Here is a 23,258-nt window from a genome sequence, read left to right on the forward strand (position 1 = left end):
TTTTGTTTCTTTTGAAATCTTAGTCATAAAAAATACCTCCAAAGCTAAAGTTTTTACTTTAACTTTGGGGGTATAGGTCACTCTTAGTTATTCAATTATATCTTTTTTAACCAATTTTCGGCTCAACAAAGTTTTTTTTAATTGATACCACTTTCAAATATTAATTTGTTAAAAAACCAAAGTAATCATGCGCATTATTGTAGGCAATGTTTTGGACAATCTTGCCCAGTTTTTCAGTATTATTAGGCACCCGCCCTTGTTCTGCCAACTTGCCATAGAAATTACAGAGGACTCTTCTAAAGTATTCATGACGTGGATAAGAGAGAAAGCTTCTTGAGTCGGTCAACATCCCGACAAAGTGTGGCAACAGACTTTCTTGAGCAAAGATTCGAAGTTGATCGTCCATTCCCTCAGCAGTGTCGTTAAACCACCAGCCAGCCCCTAATTGCAGTTTCTGGGTCGTGCCGCCTTGGAAGCAGCCCATCATGGTTGCCAATTCCATCCAATCATTATTATTCAATGAGTAGAAGATTGTCTTTGGGACGTCCCCGGTGTCCTGCATCTTGGTATATAACTTGGTAATATGCTCAACAATGTCTGGTTGGGTTCCAACAGCATCGTATCCGGTATCCGGACCAATTTTATCAAACATTGGTCGATTCAGGTCACGATTAGAATTGATATGGAACTGCATCGTCCAATTGAACTCGGTATTTAATTTCATCAAATTTTCCAGCAACATTGTCAAATATTGATCAATTTCTGTTTGACTTAGTGGCTTGTTTTGAACACCCTTTTTGACAATTTCATCCAATTGGTCCTCACTGGCCTCGTTAAAATGATAGGTCAATAGTGAATGATCAGAGAGACGGCCACCCATTTCGTTAAAGAATTCAAAGCGTTGGTGCAGAGCCTTAATGATGTCGGCAAATTTATTGATAGGCGTTTGCGAGACGGCACTCAATGTCTTCAAGTACTCGCCAAAACCATCCCGATCAATTTGGATCAGTTTATCCGGGCGCATTGCCGGCAATGTTTTGAAGCCGCTGTTGGCCTCTTCTTTCTTCAATAATTTATGGTAGCGCAAGTTAGATGCCGGGTCGTCAGTCGTGCAAACCACTTGAACGTTAGAGTTCTTAATCAAATTACGAGGCTTAAAGGCATCGGTTTGTAACAACTCATTGGCCTTGTCCCAAATTCGTGGGGCTGATTCTTGTGTCAATTCTTCATCAATGTGGAAGAACCGTCGCAATTCCAAATGGGTCCATTCATACAGCGGGTTACCATATGAATTCTCAATTGTTTTGGCCCACTCGATAAACTTCTTATATTCATCGCCATCGCCAGTAATGTACTTTTCATCAACGCCATTGGCCCGCATCAATCGCCGCTTATAATGGTCGCCATAGGTTCCTTCATTTAACCAAATTCGGGTAATGTTGGGATAATTCTTGTTTTCGTAAATTTCTTGTGGGTTTAAGTGGCAGTGAAAATCAATGATCGGCATTTTGGCTGCATAATCATGAAATAAGGTTTTCGCCGTCTGATTGCCCAAAAGAAAATCATCATTTAATAACGTCATGCCGGTTAATTCCTCCTTTAACTAAAGGTTCATGCTAGCTTCAAGTTCTTTTTCGCTTTCCTTGGAAATGTCAGTCTTTGGTTCATGCTTCTCTTGAGCTTCTTGCTTTGTCTTGACCACACCTTGCAGTAAGTCTAGATGCTCGGCAATATGAATGTTCAAGTACTTATCATAAAGTGCCTGGTTCTTCAAAAGAATGTTCCAAAGCTTGTCACGGTATACATAGTGGTAGTTGTGCTTGAGATTCATGATTGAGCCATACATGGTATGCAAAACTTGGCGGGCATCATCATTGTTCAACAAGTCCATGACATTTTCTTCGGTCATCGTATCTGGCTTTGGTGCAGTGCCATCGGTTTGGGCATTAAAGACATAGAAGGCCTTGACATCATCCAAGTTCTCATAAGCAAACTTGTAGAGTTCCAACATAAACTTCGGATCTTTATGGGCAATCACCCGCAAAGCTTCCAGCCAGTTAGTTCCGGCCGTTTTAACATGCCAACCATGTTCCTTAGAGATTCGACCAATAATTTCGTAAACTGATAGCTTATCTGAGCCTGAGTGAATACTGAGTTTGTAACCAAAGTGTTCAGCGATTGCTTCATGAATGACGTATTCACGTTCAAAGCGCTTGGTGTCGCCAATGTAATCAATGGCTTTCTGGAATTCGCCGTAGAAGCGTGGAGCCATGGTTGTTGGGGTAATGCCACGACGATGCAACTCGTTAGCGAAGAAGTAATGGTTTGGATTAGTCGTTTGATAAGGGGTTTCATCCATCGAAATTTCAAAGTCCAAGTTATACGGCACAACGAACTTCTTGTAAATGCCAGCCGCAAATAGGATGGCATCATAGAAGGTTAAAACAGATTCTTCGACGTCATGCTTAGTAAATTTAACTGAACGGCCGTCGCCTAAATCAAACGTTTGATTCAAATAAGTATCATTGAAGTACTTGATTTGGTCGGGATCCAATTGGTTAAAACGTTTATCAAGTTCAGTATCATCCAAGGTGACAATGTCGTTATTGATTTCTTCAGTACAATCCAAAGTGATCATTGAGCAACCAATTTTAACGGCATAATCAACTTCATAAGGTGTCTTGACGTGATCACCATCAGCTCCCCAACCATAGGTGAAGCCTTCTTCAAAGACAGCCCAGGAAGCTGATTGAAAGACGTCAGTGTTGGTTCGATGCATTAAGACCAGTTCTCGAATTGACTGTTGAGCTAAGACTGGCATAATCCCACGGCCCTTTAATAATCGCAAATGCGCATTTGAGGCATTGCCCAGCCGATCGCCTAAGCCGAAGGTGTACTTGTAGTTTCGACGAGAAGTTGGCCGCATCCACTGGAACCGTTTTGCTAAAGCATCGTTGTTATGCTCGTTGAGTGCGCCCACTAATAAGGTTGAGTCAACGTCTTCCATTGATTCAGTTGCTTCAAAGTCGCCAGCTGTTAATCGGTTTTCATAAACGACTAATGATTTTTCAACGATGCCATCGCTATTCTTTTGATGAAGAATAAAATAAATATTCCGCCGTTCTACTTGAATTGAAGGCGTATAAATTTCTTTATTGCTTAAACCTTCATAATTGCCGTTTGAGACCAAAATTTCTTTAACGCCTGATAATAGTGATTGTAAATCCATGATAAATTCCTCCTAATACAATTTGTTAATGAATGTATGGATGCTAATATGGATCTTAGTTACACATCATTTGTTACTGTTATCGTGTTCACCCAATAAATCTTCTGATAATATTGAATTCAACATTTTGATTAATTAAAGTATATCGCATTTAAATGAACACGTTAACATTAATTCAAAAATAATTTCATTTTAATAAGCTAGCCTTACCAATTCCCCGGCAATACGATGGCTCAGCCGTTCGTATCCAGCATCACTGTAGTGCATTCCATCAGGCATATATTTAGGAACATATTCTGGTAAAAATGGAGAAATACCGCTTTCAGTATATAAATCAATTACAGCTACACTGTATAAGTCACAAGATCGCACAATCGCCTGAACATAGTCTCTTTGGAAGAGCCCTAACTTATTTGCTTGCAGAGTTGTCGGATATCTTTTAGTTGGGTGTTTAAAGTTATTTTTTGTTGGTGTCATAAAAATTATCGGTTGCGTTGGATACATCGAAACGACTCCTTTAATCAAAGTATTCAAAGCACCATAAAAGCTATGTGGATCTTGATCTTCAACAGTTCCTAACGGGACATTATGTTGAAAATCATTTATACCTCCAAATACCGTAATAATGTCCGCATCCTTGTCCATTTCATTATATCGTTCAATAAAACTATCAGTACGGTCAGGGGTAATGGCAACTCTTGAAGCCCGTACCCCATAATTTCTAACAGTTTTGAAGGGGCAGGATGTCCTGCAAATGGGTGGTCCATGAAATATTATTACCTCCCGACTCAATTCCATTATCTCCCCACGTTGTGGAATCACCGAGACAATTGAGAACCTTATCCTTGAAATACAAGTTCATAGTACTCATTTCGTCACACCCTCTTTAGTGACAGTAACTTGTTTTGCATTCTTATGGGTAAAATCAGATTGAATCTGTTCCAATGTTTTCCCATTCGTTTCTGGAAGAACTCTCGCAGCAAACCACATCATTATCAAACAAAAGCCAGCAAAAATAACAAATGTCCAAGTAGCTCCAATGCCGTTAAGCATCATTGGAAATCCTTGACTTACAAAATATGAGGCAAGAAACATTGTTAGTGAACTTAGTGATTGTGCTCGACCACGAATACTAGTTGGGAACACTTCTGAAATGATAACCCAGGCACCACCACCCCATGATAGTTCATAAAATGCAGTGTGGGCAAGAACGCCTACCATGATCAAAATATTCATGAGCATATTGAACTTTCCTACCGAAAATATTAATGTAAGTGCCAGCAATGCTGCAGCCATTAAAAATGCTCCCCAAGTTAACAGTTTCTTTCTTCCCAGCTTATCAATATAAACCATGAAAATCGCAACAAAGATTATTTTCACGACACCGATTCCAATAGTTTCAATTAAAGAAGCATTAGTCCCAATTCCAGTTTTTTGGAAAATAATTGGTGCGTAATACCCAACCGCAATGGTCCCTGTTAGCTGTTGAAATGCTGCGGCTAATAGTGCAATCAATAAAGCAAATCGAACTCCAGGTTTGAACAATTCTCGGATTAAGCCTTGATTTTCACGATGAAGCTGGTCCTGAATCGCTTTACTTTCTTCCTCGGCAGCGGCTTCGCCATTCATTCGAGTAAGAATTTTCAATGCTTTAGCAGATTTCCCTCTTTTAAATAAGAAACGAGGACTTTCAGGAATAAAAGGTGTTAAAACAAAGAATATGATAGCTGGCACAATACCCGATCCAAACATAAATCTCCATCCAAATTGGATATTCCAACTAGAAACATTTAAATTAGCAATAAGAGCATTAACAATATAAACAGTCGTCATTCTAATTGCAAACGCAAGTTGATTTGCACTAACTAGAGTTCCACGTATTCTTGCTGGAGCTACCTCAGAAATATAAAGTGGAACAATCGTTGAGGCCATTCCAATGGCAATTCCAGATAAGATTCTTCCGGCAACAAGGTATGAAACCGAAGGAGATAGTGCTAAAAGCAAACTTGACAATGTAAAAAGTGCTCCAGCAGTAATCATAACTGGCTTTCGACCAGCGTGGTCACTCATCCATCCAGCAATTAGGCACCCTAACATAGCTCCTAATGCGAGGACCCCAGAAACGAATCCAATCTCTGCCTGTGTCATTTTAAAATGAACACTGAAGAAACTTAAAGCACCAGAAACCACGCCCTGATCATACCCAAAAAGTGAACCACCAATTGCGGCAATGAGTACAACAGCAATAATATATTTCATACTGCCATTTTTTCCGCTTGGTTTTACAGTAGTATTCATGAATATCCTTCCCTTCAATCATCGGGTAATGCACACGTTAACATTTATTTGTTAACGCTTACAAGCAAAATGATAGATCAGTCTAACCATGCTGTCAAGCTTTATTTTACATGCTGATATGTAAAGTATATCAAACGAATCAGTAGTGATCCGTCTGATTGATATGCTTGTATGCACACGATAACATTTATACTTAAAGCCATAAAGGTGGCTTTAAGTATAAATGTTATCCATAGTCAATTATTTACTCTTCAGTATAATTCCAAAAATTTAGTTTTAGATCATCAAGTTCTAAAATATAATGTGTCATCAACGCCGCCCCACCAAGTAAAGTTGCCAGAGGAACATTTGGGATAGATTGGATGAGGGGGGAATAGCCTGAAATCCGTTCAAAATATTTCTTTATTTGAGTAAGAATGCTAGGTATTTGGTGAATTAGTGGCGAGTTAATATAAAAAATGTCTGGAGCAATTGTTCCAGCAATATTATGCAGGATTTCTGATATTCCATTAGCAAACTGTGATAACCCAGCAACTACATCGTCATTATGATCCTCATAAAGCTTTGATAAATCAAACAATGTCAAATGAATTTGCCCCACTAGCTCACCAATCGAATTCACAACGGTGTCTTGGGCATATAAATCTTGGTAGGTTAATAACTTTTTCCCATTACTTATCGGAAAAGATGACATGATAATATTATTACCAATATCGCCAACTTGGCCATGGGAGCCTCTGTATAAGCGATTATTTAATATGAAGCCCGCATATATTCCTTGATGAATGCTAAGCGTAACGGCGTTTTCTTCTCGGTTTCCACGAATAAAATCGCGTGAATATATTGCCGATAAATTCGCTTCATTTTCAAGAATGACCGGGACGTTATATTTCTTACAACGATTTACTAAATCGATTTTATTTAGGTTGAGATAAGATGACAAAACTTGATTATTGTGGACTTTCCCATGAATTGCAAAACAAATCCCAAGCAATCCATTTAGAGTTCCCTGAATATTTCCAAACATGCCTATAAGCTTATCCAAACACACAATTAAATCAGAGTCTCGAGATATTTGTAACTGGTGAAATTGTATTGTTGCACCATTTAGATAACAAGCCAATCCCTTTATTTCATGTTCAGTTAATTCAACACATAGCGTATATCCAAACGTCTTATTGATTTCAATCAGACGTGGTTTCCTCCCCCCTGTTGGAGAAGAAGTTCCAGCACCAACCTCATTGACAAACTGTTTTTGTTTTAATTCACTATATATTTTAGAAACAGTTGCTTTATTTATCTCAAGTACAGAAGAGATCTCTGATTGGGATGTGAATCGATGATTAAAAATAAATGCTAATATTTTTTGGAAATTATAAATGTGTCCCCTCGTTCGCTCCTCTTTGTTAACCATCATTACACACCATCCTATTATTTGTTTTAGTTGGTTTCTTTTCATAAACAATCATATCACCAAACTATTTCAAAAAGAAAAAGGTTTGGTTAAAGTAATGATACTGTCATCACTCTTCCAAGCCTTCGCTTAGCTCAAGGCACTATATTTAGACACTATATTTAAAATCAGTAAAGACTGCCTGGGTACTATTTCGACGATACATATCAATCACATCTAGTCCAATGAAGTTTCCTGTATAGCCTCCAGATAAGAAGCTAACGTCAACTGCGCCCAGAGAATATTGTTTGTCAATATCACTTAATAAAAATTCTGCTTGTGATTCATTGATCTGAATGCTTAATTGATATTTTCCACCGCTTGTGATCGAGACCTCGTTAAGTTGTTTAAATTCACCTGCTATCGATTGTTGCAAGACAACACAAGGATTCCCCAATTTATTTACCGTAACCATCAGCAGTACATAATTAGATAAATCTAAGTAAAGTGTCATGCCAGCCAATTCCAAATAACTCTTTGGATGATACTCTAGTTTAACTGATGCATGACAATTGAAGTCGGTTTGCCTAGTTGCCACAATATGCTGATCAAATGCTGATTGTGGTGACTGCCCGCCCTTTATTATCAGCCCATTGCTCGTTGGTATAAGCCATTTATGGGAACTAAATTGACGCAGGGTATTCCAGTGTTTATACTTCAATGTTTGACCATCAAACGCATCAACAAAACTATGGCTTATCGGTTTTCCATTTGATACCCCTTTAGGCGCTGGAGTTTCTAAGCTTGGTCGGTTTGTTCCATTGGCTAATCGTAACCAATCATTGTCAGTCCAAATAACTTTTTGAACTGCCGTTTCTCGTCCTAATATTGGATCGTCGCCTTTAAGGGGCCGTGTACAGAGATGTGCCATATACCATTCATGATCTCTAGTTTCCATCAAGCTTGCATGTCCTGCACACTGTAGTGGAAGAATCGGGTCATCTTTTGATGTAAGCATCGGATTATCAGGATCAACTTCGTACGGACCCCAAACATTTTTACTGCGAGCAATCGTTTCTTGGTGATTAGCCTCAGTGCCGCCTTCAGCACATAGCATGTAGTAATAGCCATTATGTTTATATATTTGGGGTGCTTCTGTCTTTTTTGCAGACGTTCCTTTAAATACTAGTTTAGGCTTACCTTCAAGTTCTAACGTATCAGAATTAATCTTTTGCATCACAATTCCAGCTGACTTATTATGAGTTGCTAGGCGATAATCCCAAATTTCGTTTAGGAAATACGCTTGCCCATCATCATCAAAGAAAATAGATGGATCAAATCCAGAACTATTGACGTAGACAGGATCACTCCATGGCCCATGAATATCATCAGCGGTGATAATATAATTATCGCAATCTTTGAAAGGAACTTTAGTCGCATTTACATTCGTATAAACAATGTAAAATTTACCATTATGATAACTTGCAAACGGCCCCCAAATTGAGCAACCTGTTGGGTTTCCTTGTAAGTTTACAAGTCTTGGCTCGTTTAAAATTGATGTTTCGTAAGACCAATTCACCAAATTATCTGATGAATACACACGAATTCCCGGCAGCCATTCAAAGGTTGATACAACAATATAATATAGTTCATCATCTTTAAATAAAACCGGATCCGGATTAAAGCCAGTTAATACTGGATTTTGAATTGTCTCCATAATTAATCTTCACACCTTTATTTATTATTTTCCTCTTCAGCCAATTCCCTCTTGTTTCGAGCTTGCAACTCGGCTGAGATTTTATTATATGTTTCTTTATCCAAATTATAGAATTTCATTGAGAATATAGCGATGAAGTAAATAATGATCGGAACTATTGTGGTGGCGATTACAATTCCGTGTAAAGCACCATCGGTTTGATGAGATGTAGTTGCCACATATCCAGTAGCCGAAAGAACCAGTCCTGGAATCATGCCTCCCAATGCATTTCCGCACTTAAACACAAAACCAATAATTGCGTAAATTACGCCGCTCATTCGCTTATTTGTTTTATATTCGCCATACTCAACAGTTTCCGGAATAAGGGCCCACATGTATGCTGAGATCATTCCGTTACCAACCGATGCAATCCCTCGTGAAATAAAGATCCATGTAATCCACTCTGGCTTGGCGAAAAACAATCCAGCCATTCCGATAATATCAGCAGCAATTGAAACAATGATCAGTTGAAATTTCGATAGATGCTTTGCTAACCAGGGAATCGCTGGAATAAACGCCAATGCGGGAAGGGTACCGGCTAAAGAATACCATTTAACCAAATCAGCACGGCCTACGTAATACGTTACATAATATATACCAGTTGCACTAACAATCGACTTTACGCCATAAATGACGAAGAAGAAAATACATAATATAACCAAAGGACGGTTATGCATTAATTGTTCAAACACATCTTTTACCTTAATCTTATTGTGAGATGCAGGAACTCGAACTCGCTCATGGGTAGAGAAAAAGCACCCCCAAAGTAGGAGTCCACCCATGATTCCCATAATTGCCATGGTTAGTTGCCAACCAGTTGCAGCCCCTAGATTTTTAGTGAACATATCTGCTAAAAATGGTACAAAAAACGCAACGATTACTTGGCCAACATTGGCAAGGAAGGTCCGGTACGTTGTTAAACTCACTGATTCTTGTTGATCATTTGTCATTGCAGCAGTTAAGCTACCATATGGAACATTAACGAATGTGTAACAAACTGACAGCATAATATAAGTAATATAGGCATAAACAAGTTTCCCAGTTCCACCAAATCCTGGAACGGTGAAACAAAGTACCGCAAGCGCAGCAAACGGGACTGCCCCATAAAGCAGGAATGGACGGTACTTTCCATATTTAGTATTGGACTTATCAACAAAGAAACCAATAATCGGATCAGAAAAAGCATCTATAAACCTAACTACCAAAAATAGCAATGACGCAGCACCAGCAGAAATTCCAAAAACATTAGTATAAAAGAACAGTAAGTATGTTGACAAACTTGCATAAATTAAATTACAAGCAAAGTCTCCAAGGCCAAATCCTATTTTCTCACCAGCTCCTATATGACCAATAGGTCGTAAACGCTTGCTTTGCTGCAGTGTTTCCTGAGCTTTCATTTATAAACACTCCCCATAATTTATTTAGTTAATTTAAATAAACTAACTAACAACGATTAGTATATCAGAAAGCGTTTTCTTTTCAAGCGTTTTTTTAATATTTAGCCATTATTTCTTGCTTATTTCGCTCGTTTGTTTATATTTATAATTTAACTCACACTCTCAGATTTATTTGTAATTCCATTATCTTGTACTTACTAAGAAATCTGCTCCGAGGTATGAATACTCATTATTGGTGCTCTCATTGCATCGTTGTATAATGAAATGACTAGGTAATTTCCAATAATGATTAGAAATACAAATTCATTATTCTAAGCTAAAAGCTTAAAATTTTTCCCACATTAAACTAATTGAATGGAGCTTCACAAATGATCTCACGCGAACAACAAATTTTAGAATGGATTAAGCAAAACCCAATGATTAGTCAGAATGAGCTTGCAAAGCTCGCTGGCATCACTCGTTCAGGTGTTGCAGCACACATTTCGAATCTAGTTAAAAAAGGATATTTACAGGGTAAGGGCTATATTGTCGCTCCTGAAAATTATGTCGTTGTCATTGGTGGAATCACATTGGATACTTTTGGCATTCCAAGTAGGGAAGCTTTTGAAAACAAGTCCAATCCTGGAGTAATTTATTCAGATTTGGGTGGCCTTGGGCGCAACATTGCTGTCAATCTCACCAATTTGGAAATACCAAACTACTTCGTATCCGTTTATGGAAATGACTCTGCGGGGGAAGAATTCAAGCGAGATGCACAAAAAAGAAAGCTTGACATTACCTATTCCAAACAGATATCAAGTAAACCCACCTCTCGTTACTTATACATTAATCAGCCAGATGCCAAACGGATTTTTGGTGTAGATGATAGTCGGATCCATGATGAAATCACACCCGACTTTTTGAAAGAACGAATTTCTATATTGAAAAATGCAAAGATGATTATCATAGACCCAAATTTACCACAAATGACAATTAAGTGGCTCTATAAGCAATTTAATCAGCCTTTACTTGCTGATTCTATTAACAAGGTAATTCGATTGAAGCAGGGTATTGCTGCATTAGATACATTAGTTTTAAATTCTGCTGAGTCCCAAGCCATTACAAATATCACTATTAATAATCGTCAAACTGAGAAACAAAGTGCCGATCAACTCATTTCAATGGGAATTTCCAATGTGTTCATTTATGATTCAAGAATTGGTTTTTTGTATCAAACACAAAGCGATTCATTCTATTTCCCAATTACACTTGACAAAGTACTAAATACTAATGGTGTGGGTGCGGCTGCCTTAGCTACAATCGTTTATGCTCGTCGGAGTAAGTTGAATGCAGCCCAAACCGCAAGAATCACACAAGCGGCTGCTCAGTCTACCATGAGCACTTATTTAAATGTTGTGAACAATCTAACTCCAAATTATCTTGAAAGGTATTTACAATAAATAAAAGACTCATATTCATAATGTACAGATTTGGCTGATAATCATCAGCCTTTTTATTTTGGGTCAAATTGTTGAAATATCACCGTTTTTTGTAAACAAATGTTTATATCTATAAACATTTGTTTACAAACTGAAAAAATCGTGCTATTCTTCCATTGTGATCATTAAGCGCTTACAAGATCTACATCTCAATCTCCAAAACTGACTAAGTCACGCAGAAAGAAGGAGTGTCATGTTAGTCATTGAAGTAAATCCGGGTAAAGATATTCAAACAGCCATAAATAAACTCTCTGAGGCTAATGGTGGACAAGTCATCATCAACCCAGGAGAACATATTACTGGTCCGATTGAATTAACCTCGAACCTAACACTTACATTACAAGAAGGATCTATTATCAAATTTAAAGACGACCCAATGCTTTATCCGCCAGTTTGGACGCGTTGGGAAGGTGTTGAATGTTTCGCTATGCATCCACTCGTTTATTCAAACAATGATAAGAATGTGAAGATTAACGGAACTGGAACAATTGACGGGTCAGGATCAAACTGGTGGAAAACTTTTAAAAAAATCGAAGATGAGGATCGAACCCTTCCACGAGAAGATTATGAGCTTCGTTTGGCAAACCTTAATCCAGACTATCAAACCAGGACTGGCGGTGGCGGTCGTCCGTCTACCCAATTCTTACGACCTCCATTAATTCAATTCTGGAAAGGCCAAAATATCGTAATCGAGGGGATCACTTTGAAAAATTCCCCCTTCTGGACCCTACACATGGTGTTTTCCAGAGACATTCAAATTGAAAATATGACATTTTCTAATCCAGCGGATGCCATAAATACTGATGCAATGGATATTGATTCAAGTGAAAATGTATCCGTCAGTAACTGTCTATTAGATGTGGGTGATGATGGTGTTACCCTGAAATCCGGTTCAGGAGCGGACGGAATTCGCGTAAATCGACCTACTAAAAACGTTCACGTCACTGGCTGTCGTATTCTTGCAAGTCATGGTGGAATTGCGATTGGATCTGAAACAGCGGCTGGAATCAGTAATGTCGAAGTCTCAAATTGCACCTTTGAGGGAACTCGCCGAGGAATCCGTTTAAAATCTCGTCGTACTCGTGGTGGCACGATTCAAGATATAAAATTACATGATCTAACAATGGACTCATGCTGGTGTCCCATTTCTCTTGAACAATATTTTGCTCCTGGCGTATTACCAGCTGAAGAAGATACTGTTCTGTCAAAAGAACCTCAACCGGTTGATAACACAACCCCACACATTAAGAATATTCAAATAAAAAACATTACAGCTACAAATGTCCGAGCAACTGCTGCTTTTATCGTGGGACTACCCGAAGCGCATATTCAAAATGTTAATATTGAAAACTTTAACTGGTCGTTAGCAACTCCAGATCATTTATTGCCAACGAATTATGCAGAGGAAACTGGTGGTAGATTCCATGATGCAAGTCGAGATATTAAAACAATCAATGTTAGCAATTTGGTGATTAATGGTAAAAAGCTGGATTAACCCAGAATAGAAAGTTGGAGAAAAAATGGAAAATCAAAAAAAGCGATGGGTCTATACCCCTCATAAAATTTCTATTTGGCGATCTATTGGTTATGGAATAAATGATATGAATGGGGCTTCATGGGGAACGTTAGTAGGGTCTTACTTGATGTTCTTCCTAACAACATATGGCAAACTTTCGGCTGCTGCGGTAGGTATGCTGTTTTTAATTGGAAAATTTTTAAATGCAATTATGTCAATGCTAGCAGGCTCAATCTCGGACAGATTATATTCAACTAAAATTGGCAGACGTTTTGGTAGGCGACATCTTCTGTTATTGGTCGGAGCCATCCTAACAATTCTCTTCTTCCCGATGCTATTCATGGTAGTTCCTGGCAGCTTCTGGTGGTATCTAATAGCTTTTGTCATGGTTGAAACAGCTAACGTTATTATTGGAACGGCTTATGAGACATTAGCAACTGAAATGACACCGAATGCTGATGATCGGGTAAAAATGTCTTCAATTCGATTGTTTATCTCTGCATTTGCAACATTTTCTGTATCCGCTTTACCCGCCACCCTGCTCGCTTTTCTCGGAGAAGGAGCTCAAGCATACACAATTTCAGGGATTGTATTTGGTGTAGTTTATGCGATCTGTACTTTGATCACTTACCGTTCAACATGGGAACATTCACCTGAAGAGGTGGAAAATTTTGAAAGCGCTAACGGATCCAATAGTGGTGAAAAAGAAAATAGTTTTATTGGTTCCCTTCGTGATTACTGGGAAATGCTTCGCAATAAGTCTGCTAGATATATGGTATCCATATACTTCATGACTTACTTTGCAAAAGATTGTTTTTCAACAGCATTTTTATACTATGTTGTCTTCGTTTTGGGACTCTCCCAGACAATTGGACAAGGTATCACATCACTTTCATTCGTTGGAATGATTGTCGTACCAATTGCCGCATTTATTTTAATTAAAACAAAGAATCCAAAGATCAATTGGTCAACTTCATTTAGCTTGATTTTTATAGTAATGGCTGGATTCTTTGTACTATCATTACAACGTTCTCACTTAGGTTCTGGAACGACAATTATTTTCTTAATCATTTTGGGAGTACTTTGGCAAATCGGTCGACAATTTTTGGAATATACTGCTTGGCAAGTAATCCCTTTGGTCCCTGATGTCGATACGATTGTCTCTGGCAAATTACGGACTGGAACTTTTGCAGCGGTACAATCATTCACTCGTCAACTCACTGGGGCTTTAGGTTCTGCACTGCTTGGCTTTATCCTTCAATGGGGTGGCTTTCAAGAAGGTTCACTTCACCAGACTGCACAAGCTCAGAACGCAATTCTAATAGTTCTTATTGTCGTTCCAATTATCTCAATTGGGATTGCTTGGTGGATGGTTGCAAGATTCAACTTAAACCAGCAAACACATAAGATTTTGCACAACGAAATTGATCGTCTCCAAGGCGGTGGTAATAAAGATGATGTTGATCCTCAAACTAAATCTATCGTTGAAGATTTAACAGGCTACAAATGGGATAAGATCTGGAATACAACCAAATAAAGTTTCTTAATTTCATCTCAACAGAAAACTATAAAAAAGGCTAGAATACTGGCAATGAACAGAATTTGTTCGTTGCCAGTATTTTAGCCTTTTGCTGTGAATTAAATTAATGCTTCGCAGCACCACATTTGGAAATTCTTGCTACATTGCAATCGCTTTCGTCAACCTAGATGAGGACTGCTGCACGCAATTGATGCTAACATCTAAACTGCTTTGAACTAAAACCCAAAACCAGGGTTTCAGTCCAAAGCAGTTTAAATACCGCATCAGCCCATTGCGCTCCGCACACTTATTTTCCCGGTGCCACATCATCCGTATTATAAGGCGATGGATTCAGCTTAAACTCATCATCTGCAGGAACTTCAGATTCATTGACGGCATGATTGGCCTTGTGCAGGGTGACGGTTCCCCATGCGGGTACTGTGACGTTTTGCCAATCTGTCCCGTGACCACTCACGGTTACTGCAGCCTTCAGTGGTTTACCAGTCGGATTATACAAATGAGCCGAAATTGACCCATCCGGAGCTTCAAAGGCCACTGAGCCTAAGCCGCCGCTAAAGCCGTCTGGAGTGTAATTTGATGAACCAATGACTTTCGAGCCGACTGGCACATCTTGACCAAAGTTTCGCAGCATGAAGTATTCCAAGTTCCGCTGAACTTTCCCGGTCGTATGATCAATTGTGACCACGCCTTCACGGCCAGTTGAATCCGCAGCATTTGGTAAGCCACGTTCATCCAAGGCTAAGTTCCACAACGTAATCATATTCAGCCCATTTCGAACCAGCCAATTGCCAATGATTCCCGGCATGATGTGGGATGCATTCTCCGTTGACTCTTCCATCATGCAACGACGTTCGGTCATGACCATCTGCCAATTAGGAAATGCACGATTGGCGTTGAACAAGTTGTCATAAGGCCCACTGTAAGTGTGGACAGCCAGGCCATCAAATGCTGCAGCCTGTTCAGGCGTGACGTTATCTGTAATTGGTTCATTCAAGGCGCTAAAGCTATCATCTAAAAAGTAGATCTTTGTTGCAGGGAACGTCCGATCAAGTGCTGGCCGCAGATATTGATAGCCAAATTCAGCGATTTCAGAGGGTGTCCAGATCATGGCTGGCCAATGCGCGGCATTAGATGGTTCGTTTTGAATCGTCACGCCATAAATTGGAATGCCTAATTGTTGATAAGCTTCAATGTATTTAACGAAATAACGGGCATAAACCGCATCAAAGGTAAATGCTTTGCCATAGCCGTTGCCAGTGTACTGACCGAATCGGAGCCGCCCACCATATGTTAAATGGCCGGTATCCTTCATCCAGGCAGGTGCTGACCATGGAGAGGCAATAATCTTCAACGCTGGGTTAATCTTCAAAATTTCCTGAAGAACCGGCACAATGTATTTCAAATCCTTGGTTGCATCTGCGGCACCTGGGCTTCCTTCACCAACTGAAAATTTTTCCAACTTAAAATCATGTTCACCAAACGGCACATCGTCGTAAGTATAGTAATCTTGGCTGGAAAAATCACATGAACCAAGTGGCACCCTGACGCTCGAAAAGCCGCCCTGTTCTGGGTCAAACAACTCGTGCAGCAATGTATCCCGCTGCTGTTTATCCATCGCACCCCAAATCAGTGAAGCAGCGGAATCTGTGATCGCTGCCCCTTGACCCAACCAGTCTTGATGGCGCTCAGATGGATCAATCACAATTTTAGCGGCATCGGTTTCTGGGTCCCCAAATTTAGGTGTTTCGAGATGATCACGCCGTTGTTTCAAATCACCAGAAGTCGCCGTCCAAAACTCGGTTGAAAATCGATTTTCTGAATCAGTATTTGCCATTATGATCTCTCTCCTTTTATTATGAAGCGTTTACAAGCTCACTTAAAACAAAATTCCAAACCAAAACGCCAAGTAGCCTTGACTACCATTAGCTGTTCAGTTTGGAATTGTTAATGAAGCTCAATTATTCGTCATCATCCGTAAATTCACGTTGGTAGTCAGCAATATCTTTGTATTCCTTGGATAAGTCGCGACTCAAACGTAAGTAAATGGGTATCAACTTGCGATAACGGGCAAAGACTTTCTCGTTGGGCTTGTAAATAGTCTCTTTACCCATGTACTTCTTAATGTCTCCGAGGTTATCTTCCATCCCCAACGCCATCTTTGCCAGAAACATTGCGGCCAGACTACCACTCTCGTAAGATTCTGGAATGATAATATCATTTTCAAAAATATCAGCCATCATCTGGGTCCAAAGGGTTGACCGGGCAAACCCACCGGCGGCTAAAATTGCCTTGGGATCACCAGTCACTTCTTTGAGTGCTAAGGTCACTGAATAGAGATTGTACATAATCCCTTCCAGAACCGCCCGGATCATGTGAGCGCGGGTGTGCTTCCGGTTCAAACCGAAGAATGAGCCGCGAGCGTTGGCATCCCACAACGGTGCCCGTTCCCCACCTAAATATGGGTGAAAAATCAACCCGTCAGCACCGGCAGGAACCGTTGCGGCAATCTTACTCAACATATCATAGGAGTCAATGTTCAGTAGTTTAGCCGCTTCTTGTTCACCACCAAAGAGGGAGTCATGAGCCCAGTTGAGGACAATTCCGCCATTATTGATCGGACCGCCGATCAAGTATTTTCCCTTCATGATCGGGTAGCAGTACAAACGGCCCTTAGGATCAACCCGAGGTTTGTCGACAAATGTCCGTACAGCGGCTGAAGTGCCGATGTTAATTGCCAGGACGCCGGTTTCAATTGCGCCAACCCCAATGGTGGAGAGGGCCCCATCTGTGGCACCCATGACAAAGTAGACATCTTTGCTTAAGCCAATCACTTTAGCGTACTCAGACTTGATACCCTGGAATTTATCTGTCGTATCTACCAATTCTGGCAGCTGCTCACGCTTAACGCCCACTTCTTTTAAGGCGACGTCATCCCATTTGGCAGTCTTCATGTTCAGCAAACCAGTCGCAGCTGCCATTGAGATCTCTTCCTTGAGCACACCGGTATACTTCCAGATAATATATTCTTTAATACCAACCCAATAAGCTGCCTGATTGAAGATGTCCGGTTGCTCGTTCTTGAAATAGAGCAGCTTATAAAATGGCCCCATCGGGTGAACCGGCAAGCCAGTCCGTTTGTACATGTCAAAGCCGCGGCCATTTTCTTTATAGTCTGCAGCGTATTTACCAGACCGATTGTCCGCCCAAGTTAATGAGCGGGTTAGCGGCTTAAAGTCCTTATCCAGCGCAATCAAGCTATGTTGCTGGGCGGACCAGGAAATCGCAATTACTTGTCCATCCTTCGCTTTACCAGTAACTTCTTGGAGAGCTGAAACGGTGGCGTTAAAAATTTCATCGGGATCTTCCTCGGCCATATCAGGGGTGTCTTGATAAAGCGGATAGCCCTTATTTGCTTTTGCGTAAATGTGACCGTCGGTATCGTACAGCAACGCCTTAGTGCTGGTAGTACCAACGTCAATTCCAATAATATAATCCATATGATAATCTCCGTTCTAATGTTGACTAATATCATAGAAAAAGTCAGCAGATATATCAGTTAATCGGCGCAGTGTGCGACAATGAGCACGTTTACTCATTTAAAAGCAACCTAGTCACTTAAAGTATGCGTCAACTCACGTCCTGGTTGTTTACCAGCAACGATTGCCTTGACATCACTCACACACTTTTCACCCATCCCGTGCAAGCATTCGTAAGTGTATGCAGAGGTATGGGGGGTAACCAAGATCCGGTCATTTTTCAGGAATGGATGGTCGGCCTTAACGGGTTCAACTTCCATTGCATCGGCCGCATAACCAGATAATTGACCAGATTTGATGGCAGCGAGAATGGCATCTTCTTCAACCAAAGCACCACGGGCATTGTTACAGATGTAAGCACCCTTCTTGAGGTTCTTGATCGTCTTGGAATTGATCATGTGTAAACTGTTGTCATCCAAAGAAGCATTCAATGAAATATAGTCACAGCGTTTGAGTAAAGTCTCAAGGTCGACCCGCTCAACATTGTGGTTGGTGAACCACTCTTCGTCAGCTGCTGGATGAGGATCGTTTACGAGTACTGGACCACCAAAGATACTGAACAGTTCAGCCACCCGGCTACCAATGTTTCCACAGCCAATCACCCCAAAGGTCTTACCACTGAATTCATTTCCCATAAATTGGGCCCGATCTTCGTAACGGCCGGCACGTTCACGTTCTGATGATGGCACTACCTGGCGAACCAAAGCCATCAAGTTAGCCAATTCATTTTCGGCAACCGAGTTCCGTTCAACGGTTTGTGGTACGATCGCAACTTGGGTGCCGTGCTTCTTGGCAGCTTTAAGATCAACGTTGTTGAAGCCAATACCGTGACGAGAAATCAATAATAGATCGTCTTTGTTGTCAAAGAATTCTTCATTAAAGAATGGTGTGACACTGGCGATAATGATATTGAATCCCTGAAGCTTCTCAGCTAATGATTTGCCGTCAATATCGGTTGGCAGCATGAAGCGCTTAACAGTTCCAATGCCCTCAAGTTCCTTCCAATGCTCAGTAAATACCTGGCCAAAACTGTTTGAGTTCACAACTGCGATGTTATATTCCATCTTAAATTCTCCTTTGAAGTAATGTATTATTATTTTTGTCTACACTGATATACTAGTTCTTTGGCTATCAGTTGTCAAAGCCTTTTTTACAATAATGGTAACGGATTCATTGTTATTTTTGTGAGCCAACACTTCCTCTGCGAGTACTCACGGGTGGTATGGCAGTCTTGCTAATTCAATGCCAGTTACTTGTATATAAGCTTCAACTTAAAAAATGATATTACGGCCTATCTTTTAGATTCTATTATTCACAAAGAACTAGTTGTCGTTCAATGAAATCGATGTTATTAAGGGAATACGTCTTCACCATTCCTCGCTCACCTAACAATTTCCAATCTCATTATATCCGTATTCTGATATATCAAGTTTACGACAATTATAGAAATTATAGCTCCAACTGTTGTAAGCGGTAACAGAAAGTGTTATTATTTTAATTGTCTGATGTACCAGTTTTGAGAATGCATAGTTGGTTGCTGATTTGATTCCCATTTTATTTGCTCTGTTTCAAAAACGACTGTAATTTCTCAAGCAAATGGCATTATTCAAATTTATATTACTAATTAGGATGTGACTACAAATGGATAAAACACAAAAAACAGTTTTAGTTAATGCTCACCCATTTAGCATAAAAGATAAAGTCGGCTATATGTTTGGTGACATTGGTAACAACTTCTCATTCAACGTTGTTAACTCATTTTTAATGATTTTCTACACCAACGTTTTAGGATTAACCGGTGCCCAAGTCGGGGTCCTGTTTATCATCGCTCGCTTCGTTGATGCGTTTGCCGACATTACCGTTGGCCGACTGGTTGATAATAGTAAGCTCCATAAGATTGGCCGATTCAAGCCTTGGATTAACCGGATGAAATACCCACTGCTCATTTCATTGGTTCTGCTATTTGTTCCTATTGTTAAAGACTGGGCCTTAGGTGCTCGCTTGGCTTACGTCTTCATCACCTACTTGGCATGGGGAATCTTCTATTCATCCGTTAACATCCCTTACGGTTCCATGGCCTCAGCCATTAGTAGCAGCCCAAATGATAAAACTTCACTATCCACATTCCGAGCCATGGGTTCCGCTTTAGGTAGTGCCATTACCAGTTACATTATCCCAATGTTTATGTATGTTGGGGCTTCCCAAAAGATCTCTGGGAACCGATTCTTCTGGGTGGTTGTTGCCTGTGCAATCTTAGGTTATATCTGTTACCAATTAACAACCCATATGACAACTGAACGAGTTCGAACCGAAAAAAGTGAAAAGGTTCCAATGGGCCGGTTAGTTAAAGGAATGCTTGAAAACCGCGCCTTGATCATTTTAGTTCTGGTTGATTTGATTCTGGTTGTGAACCAAAACCTTTCTGGGACATTAATTTCGTACCTATTTAACGATTACTTCCAGAATAAGGCGGCCATGTCATTGGCCTTAATCGTTAACTTTGCAACCGTTCTTTTACTGGCACCATTTAGTAACTGGATGACCCAACGTTTTGGGCGAAAAGAAAGTACCGTTACTGCTTTGATTTTCGGGGCAGCAATGTACGCCATTCTGCTGGTATCTCATACTCATAGCGCTGTCTTCTACCTGGTTATGTTATTCCTTGGTTCGCTTGGTGCCGGTGTCTTTAACCTAATGGTTTGGGCATTCATTACCGATGTTATCGATAATCATGAGGTCCTCACAGGGGTCCGTGAAGATGGAATCGTCTATGGGGTTAACTCATTTGCCCGTAAAGTTGCCCAAGCAATTGCTGGTGGCTTCGGTGGGTTCATGTTGACCTTCATCGGCTACGTTTCCTCAACTAGTGGTGGTGTTCATCAAACTGCTGCTGTTGTTAACCGAATCTACAGTCTGGCTACTGGAGTGCCAACCGCATGTTTAACCCTTGCCGCTCTTGTCTTAATCTTCCTTTACCCATTAAATAAAAAACGGGTTATGGCAAACGCTTCTAAGCTTGAAAAGATTCACACCCAAAATACTGAAGCAGAGGAAAAATAATCTTTCGATCATCTAAATACAATTGGAATAAAGCTGGAGTAAAGTATCATTTTTGCTCCAGCTTTTTTGTTCGCCTTATTTTTGCAATTTTGCTTTTAGCCAATCAATCAGAATCGGAATGATTTTCGCTATAACTGCTTTGATATCTAACTTACAGCCGGTCAATAATGATCAAATTAATATCAAATAAAAATTAACCAAATAGTTGAAAGCGCTACCGGATCATGGTATTCTCTCTTTGACTGATGTACCAGTTAGGGGGGGATTAACAATGCTTTGATCAGTTTAAGATTCATTGTTACTTGCGCTATTTATATTTTGGGTTGTTGAAATTATTTTACTATTCACAAGATATTCTGAGGAAGTGAACATTTTGGATAAGACTCAAAAAACAGTTTTTGTCGCTAGCCATCCATTTAATATTAAAGATAAGATTGGCTATATGTTTGGAGACATTGGGAACAACTTTTCATTTAACGTTGTTAACTCGTTTCTAATGATCTTTTATACCAACGTGCTCGGTTTAACCGGCGCCCAAGTCGGAACGCTATTTATTATTGCTCGTTTCGTTGACGCGTTTGCTGATATAACAGTTGGCCGGCTGGTCGATAATAGTAAGCTCCACAAGAGCGGTCGATTCAAGCCGTGGATGGTTCGGATGAAGTACCCACTACTTATTTCACTGGTTCTCCTATTCGTTCCAATTGTGAAGGATTGGGGATTACCGCTGCGACTCACCTACGTCTTCATTACTTACCTTGCCTGGGGAATCTTTTACTCATCCGTTAACATCCCTTATGGTTCAATGGCCTCAGCAATTAGTAGTGACCCGAACGATAAAACCTCGCTTTCAACATTCCGGGCTATGGGTTCTGCCTTGGGTAGTGCCATTACCAGTTACATCATTCCAATGTTTATGTATATTGGTGCTTCTCAAAAGATTTCTGGTAACCGGTTCTTCTGGGTCGTTGTTGCTTGTGCTATTTTAGGTTACATCTGCTATGAATTAACGACTCACCTAACCACTGAACGAGTTCGTACCGAAAAGAGTGAAAAAGTACCAATGGGCCGTTTGGTTAAAGGAATGCTTGAAAACCGGGCTCTCTTAATCTTGGTACTTGCCGATTTGATTTTGGTTATCTTCCAAAACTTGTCTGGAACTTTAATTTCCTATCTATTCAACGATTATTTCCAGAACAAGGCTGCCATGTCACTCGCACTGATTGTCAACTTTGCGACGGTCCTCTTACTGGCACCATTCAGTAATTGGATGACGCGTCGATTTGGCCGGAAAGAAGCTTCCGTTACGGCACTGGTATTTGGTGCTATTATGTATGGAATCCTCTTAGTTTCCCATACCCACAGCGTTGAATTTTACCTGATTATGTTAGTATTAGGATCCCTTGGTGCCGGTGTCTTTAACTTGATGATTTGGGCCTTCATCACCGATGTTATCGATAACCACGAAGTTATTACCGGCGTCCGTGAAGATGGCATTGTTTATGGTGTTAATTCCTTTGCCCGGAAGGTTGCCCAAGCCATTGCCGGTGGTTTCGGGGGCTTCATGTTAACGTTTATCGGCTACGTTTCATCAACCAGCGGTGGTGTTCAACAGACGGCTGCCGTTGTTAACCGGATCTATGAATTAGCCACTGGTGTGCCAACGGTATGTTTGACATTAGATGCCATTATTCTGTTCTTCTTCTACCCATTGAATAAGAAGAAAGTACTTGAAAATGCTGCCACTCTTCGTCGAATTCACATGGAAAACACTGAAGAAGAAAAGGGAGACAACTCCGATTCAGCAGAGAAATAATTATTTATTAGTGATTATGCATTATTCCTGATTAATATCGTGACTTAATAAAGAACCGGTTTCACATAACCAACGAATGTGTTAGTTATGCGAAACCGGTTCTTTTTTCCTAAAATAATCAATCAAAAACGGTAATTCCTAAATCAACTTGATTAGAATGTAAGCACTAAATAATTGGACGTATTCAAAAAGGCATTCGAGCATGTTATTCTTCAGATAACACAATCGAATGCCTTTTT

Annotated in this window: 15 protein-coding genes; 5 read left to right on the forward strand and 10 right to left on the reverse strand. The window is 40.1% G+C overall.

What is annotated here, in order from left to right; all coding sequences use genetic code 11:
- Positions 1 to 160: 160 nt before the first annotated feature.
- The 7 genes from uxaC to KTE19_RS07955 form a co-directional block, all read right to left on the reverse strand.
- On the reverse strand, positions 161 to 1,582 hold the full coding sequence (gene uxaC, locus KTE19_RS07925; RefSeq protein ID WP_217342020.1) for a glucuronate isomerase: 1,422 nt from the start codon (positions 1,580 to 1,582) through the stop codon (positions 161 to 163).
- 21 nt (positions 1,583 to 1,603) lie between these two features.
- On the reverse strand, positions 1,604 to 3,229 hold the full coding sequence (locus KTE19_RS07930; RefSeq protein WP_217342021.1) for a tagaturonate epimerase family protein: 1,626 nt from the start codon (positions 3,227 to 3,229) through the stop codon (positions 1,604 to 1,606).
- A gap of 192 nt (positions 3,230 to 3,421) precedes the next feature.
- The gene (locus KTE19_RS07935; RefSeq protein WP_249778618.1) at positions 3,422 to 4,027 is read right to left on the reverse strand and encodes an SGNH/GDSL hydrolase family protein; all 606 of its coding nucleotides are present in this window, start codon (positions 4,025 to 4,027) and stop codon (positions 3,422 to 3,424) included.
- Positions 4,028 to 4,096: 69 nt separating this feature from the next.
- The gene (locus tag KTE19_RS07940; RefSeq protein ID WP_217342022.1) at positions 4,097 to 5,527 is read right to left on the reverse strand and encodes a sugar porter family MFS transporter; all 1,431 of its coding nucleotides are present in this window, start codon (positions 5,525 to 5,527) and stop codon (positions 4,097 to 4,099) included.
- Between the two features lie 244 nt (positions 5,528 to 5,771).
- On the reverse strand, positions 5,772 to 6,944 hold the full coding sequence (locus tag KTE19_RS07945) for an ROK family transcriptional regulator (RefSeq protein WP_217342023.1): 1,173 nt from the start codon (positions 6,942 to 6,944) through the stop codon (positions 5,772 to 5,774).
- Between the two features lie 145 nt (positions 6,945 to 7,089).
- Positions 7,090 to 8,637 carry a glycoside hydrolase family 43 protein gene (locus tag KTE19_RS07950; protein WP_217342024.1) on the reverse strand — a complete coding sequence of 516 codons (1,548 nt, stop codon included), beginning with the start codon at positions 8,635 to 8,637 and terminating at the stop codon, positions 7,090 to 7,092.
- Between the two features lie 17 nt (positions 8,638 to 8,654).
- Entirely contained in the window at positions 8,655 to 10,073 is a 1,419-nt protein-coding gene (locus KTE19_RS07955; protein WP_217342025.1) for a glycoside-pentoside-hexuronide (GPH):cation symporter, read from the reverse strand.
- 368 nt (positions 10,074 to 10,441) lie between these two features.
- On the opposite strand from KTE19_RS07955, the gene KTE19_RS07960 reads away from it, so the two are divergent.
- From KTE19_RS07960 to KTE19_RS07970, 3 genes are all read left to right on the forward strand, one after another.
- Positions 10,442 to 11,512 carry a PfkB family carbohydrate kinase gene (locus KTE19_RS07960; RefSeq protein ID WP_217342026.1) on the forward strand — a complete coding sequence of 357 codons (1,071 nt, stop codon included), beginning with the start codon at positions 10,442 to 10,444 and terminating at the stop codon, positions 11,510 to 11,512.
- Positions 11,513 to 11,744: 232 nt separating this feature from the next.
- A complete protein-coding gene (locus tag KTE19_RS07965) occupies positions 11,745 to 13,046 on the forward strand; it encodes a glycoside hydrolase family 28 protein (protein ID WP_217342027.1) in 1,302 nt (433 codons plus the stop codon).
- Positions 13,047 to 13,071: 25 nt separating this feature from the next.
- Entirely contained in the window at positions 13,072 to 14,604 is a 1,533-nt protein-coding gene (locus KTE19_RS07970) for an MFS transporter (RefSeq protein ID WP_217342028.1), read from the forward strand.
- A 289-nt stretch (positions 14,605 to 14,893) separates the two neighbouring features.
- On the opposite strand, the gene KTE19_RS07975 is transcribed toward KTE19_RS07970, so the two are convergent.
- From KTE19_RS07975 to KTE19_RS07985, 3 genes are all read right to left on the reverse strand, one after another.
- A complete protein-coding gene (locus KTE19_RS07975) occupies positions 14,894 to 16,441 on the reverse strand; it encodes a glycoside hydrolase family 30 protein (protein ID WP_217342029.1) in 1,548 nt (515 codons plus the stop codon).
- 124 nt (positions 16,442 to 16,565) lie between these two features.
- Entirely contained in the window at positions 16,566 to 18,104 is a 1,539-nt protein-coding gene (gene gntK / locus KTE19_RS07980) for a gluconokinase (protein WP_217342030.1), read from the reverse strand.
- 110 nt (positions 18,105 to 18,214) lie between these two features.
- A complete protein-coding gene (locus KTE19_RS07985) occupies positions 18,215 to 19,207 on the reverse strand; it encodes a D-isomer specific 2-hydroxyacid dehydrogenase family protein (RefSeq protein WP_217342031.1) in 993 nt (330 codons plus the stop codon).
- Positions 19,208 to 19,784: 577 nt separating this feature from the next.
- Between KTE19_RS07985 and KTE19_RS07990 the strand changes: the two genes are divergently transcribed.
- Together KTE19_RS07990 and KTE19_RS07995 are read left to right on the forward strand one after the other, a co-directional pair.
- Positions 19,785 to 21,203, forward strand: coding sequence for an MFS transporter (locus KTE19_RS07990; RefSeq protein ID WP_217342032.1), 1,419 nt, complete (start codon positions 19,785 to 19,787; stop codon positions 21,201 to 21,203).
- A gap of 373 nt (positions 21,204 to 21,576) precedes the next feature.
- A complete protein-coding gene (locus KTE19_RS07995; protein WP_217342033.1) occupies positions 21,577 to 23,019 on the forward strand; it encodes an MFS transporter in 1,443 nt (480 codons plus the stop codon).
- Positions 23,020 to 23,258: the final 239 nt, after the last annotated feature.

Origin of the sequence: Lentilactobacillus dabitei, from assembly GCF_019061365.1 — a bacterium.
Classification (GTDB): domain Bacteria; phylum Bacillota; class Bacilli; order Lactobacillales; family Lactobacillaceae; genus Lentilactobacillus; species Lentilactobacillus dabitei.

Excerpts from the sequence above, each read along its gene's own strand:
- KTE19_RS07955 (WP_217342025.1), bottom strand. The coding sequence starts at position 10,073 with ATGAAAGCTCAGGAAACACTGCAGCAAAGCAAGCGTTTACGACCTATT.
- KTE19_RS07985 (WP_217342031.1), bottom strand. The coding sequence starts at position 19,207 with ATGGAATATAACATCGCAGTTGTGAACTCAAACAGTTTTGGCCAGGTA.
- KTE19_RS07975 (WP_217342029.1), bottom strand. The coding sequence starts at position 16,441 with ATGGCAAATACTGATTCAGAAAATCGATTTTCAACCGAGTTTTGGACG.
- gntK (WP_217342030.1), bottom strand. The coding sequence starts at position 18,104 with ATGGATTATATTATTGGAATTGACGTTGGTACTACCAGCACTAAGGCG.
- KTE19_RS07935 (WP_249778618.1), bottom strand. The coding sequence starts at position 4,027 with ATGGAATTGAGTCGGGAGGTAATAATATTTCATGGACCACCCATTTGC.
- uxaC (WP_217342020.1), bottom strand. The coding sequence starts at position 1,582 with ATGACGTTATTAAATGATGATTTTCTTTTGGGCAATCAGACGGCGAAA.
- KTE19_RS07945 (WP_217342023.1), bottom strand. The coding sequence starts at position 6,944 with ATGATGGTTAACAAAGAGGAGCGAACGAGGGGACACATTTATAATTTC.
- KTE19_RS07930 (WP_217342021.1), bottom strand. The coding sequence starts at position 3,229 with ATGGATTTACAATCACTATTATCAGGCGTTAAAGAAATTTTGGTCTCA.
- KTE19_RS07990 (WP_217342032.1), top strand. The coding sequence starts at position 19,785 with ATGGATAAAACACAAAAAACAGTTTTAGTTAATGCTCACCCATTTAGC.
- KTE19_RS07960 (WP_217342026.1), top strand. The coding sequence starts at position 10,442 with ATGATCTCACGCGAACAACAAATTTTAGAATGGATTAAGCAAAACCCA.
- KTE19_RS07940 (WP_217342022.1), bottom strand. The coding sequence starts at position 5,527 with ATGAATACTACTGTAAAACCAAGCGGAAAAAATGGCAGTATGAAATAT.
- KTE19_RS07970 (WP_217342028.1), top strand. The coding sequence starts at position 13,072 with ATGGAAAATCAAAAAAAGCGATGGGTCTATACCCCTCATAAAATTTCT.
- KTE19_RS07965 (WP_217342027.1), top strand. The coding sequence starts at position 11,745 with ATGTTAGTCATTGAAGTAAATCCGGGTAAAGATATTCAAACAGCCATA.
- KTE19_RS07950 (WP_217342024.1), bottom strand. The coding sequence starts at position 8,637 with ATGGAGACAATTCAAAATCCAGTATTAACTGGCTTTAATCCGGATCCG.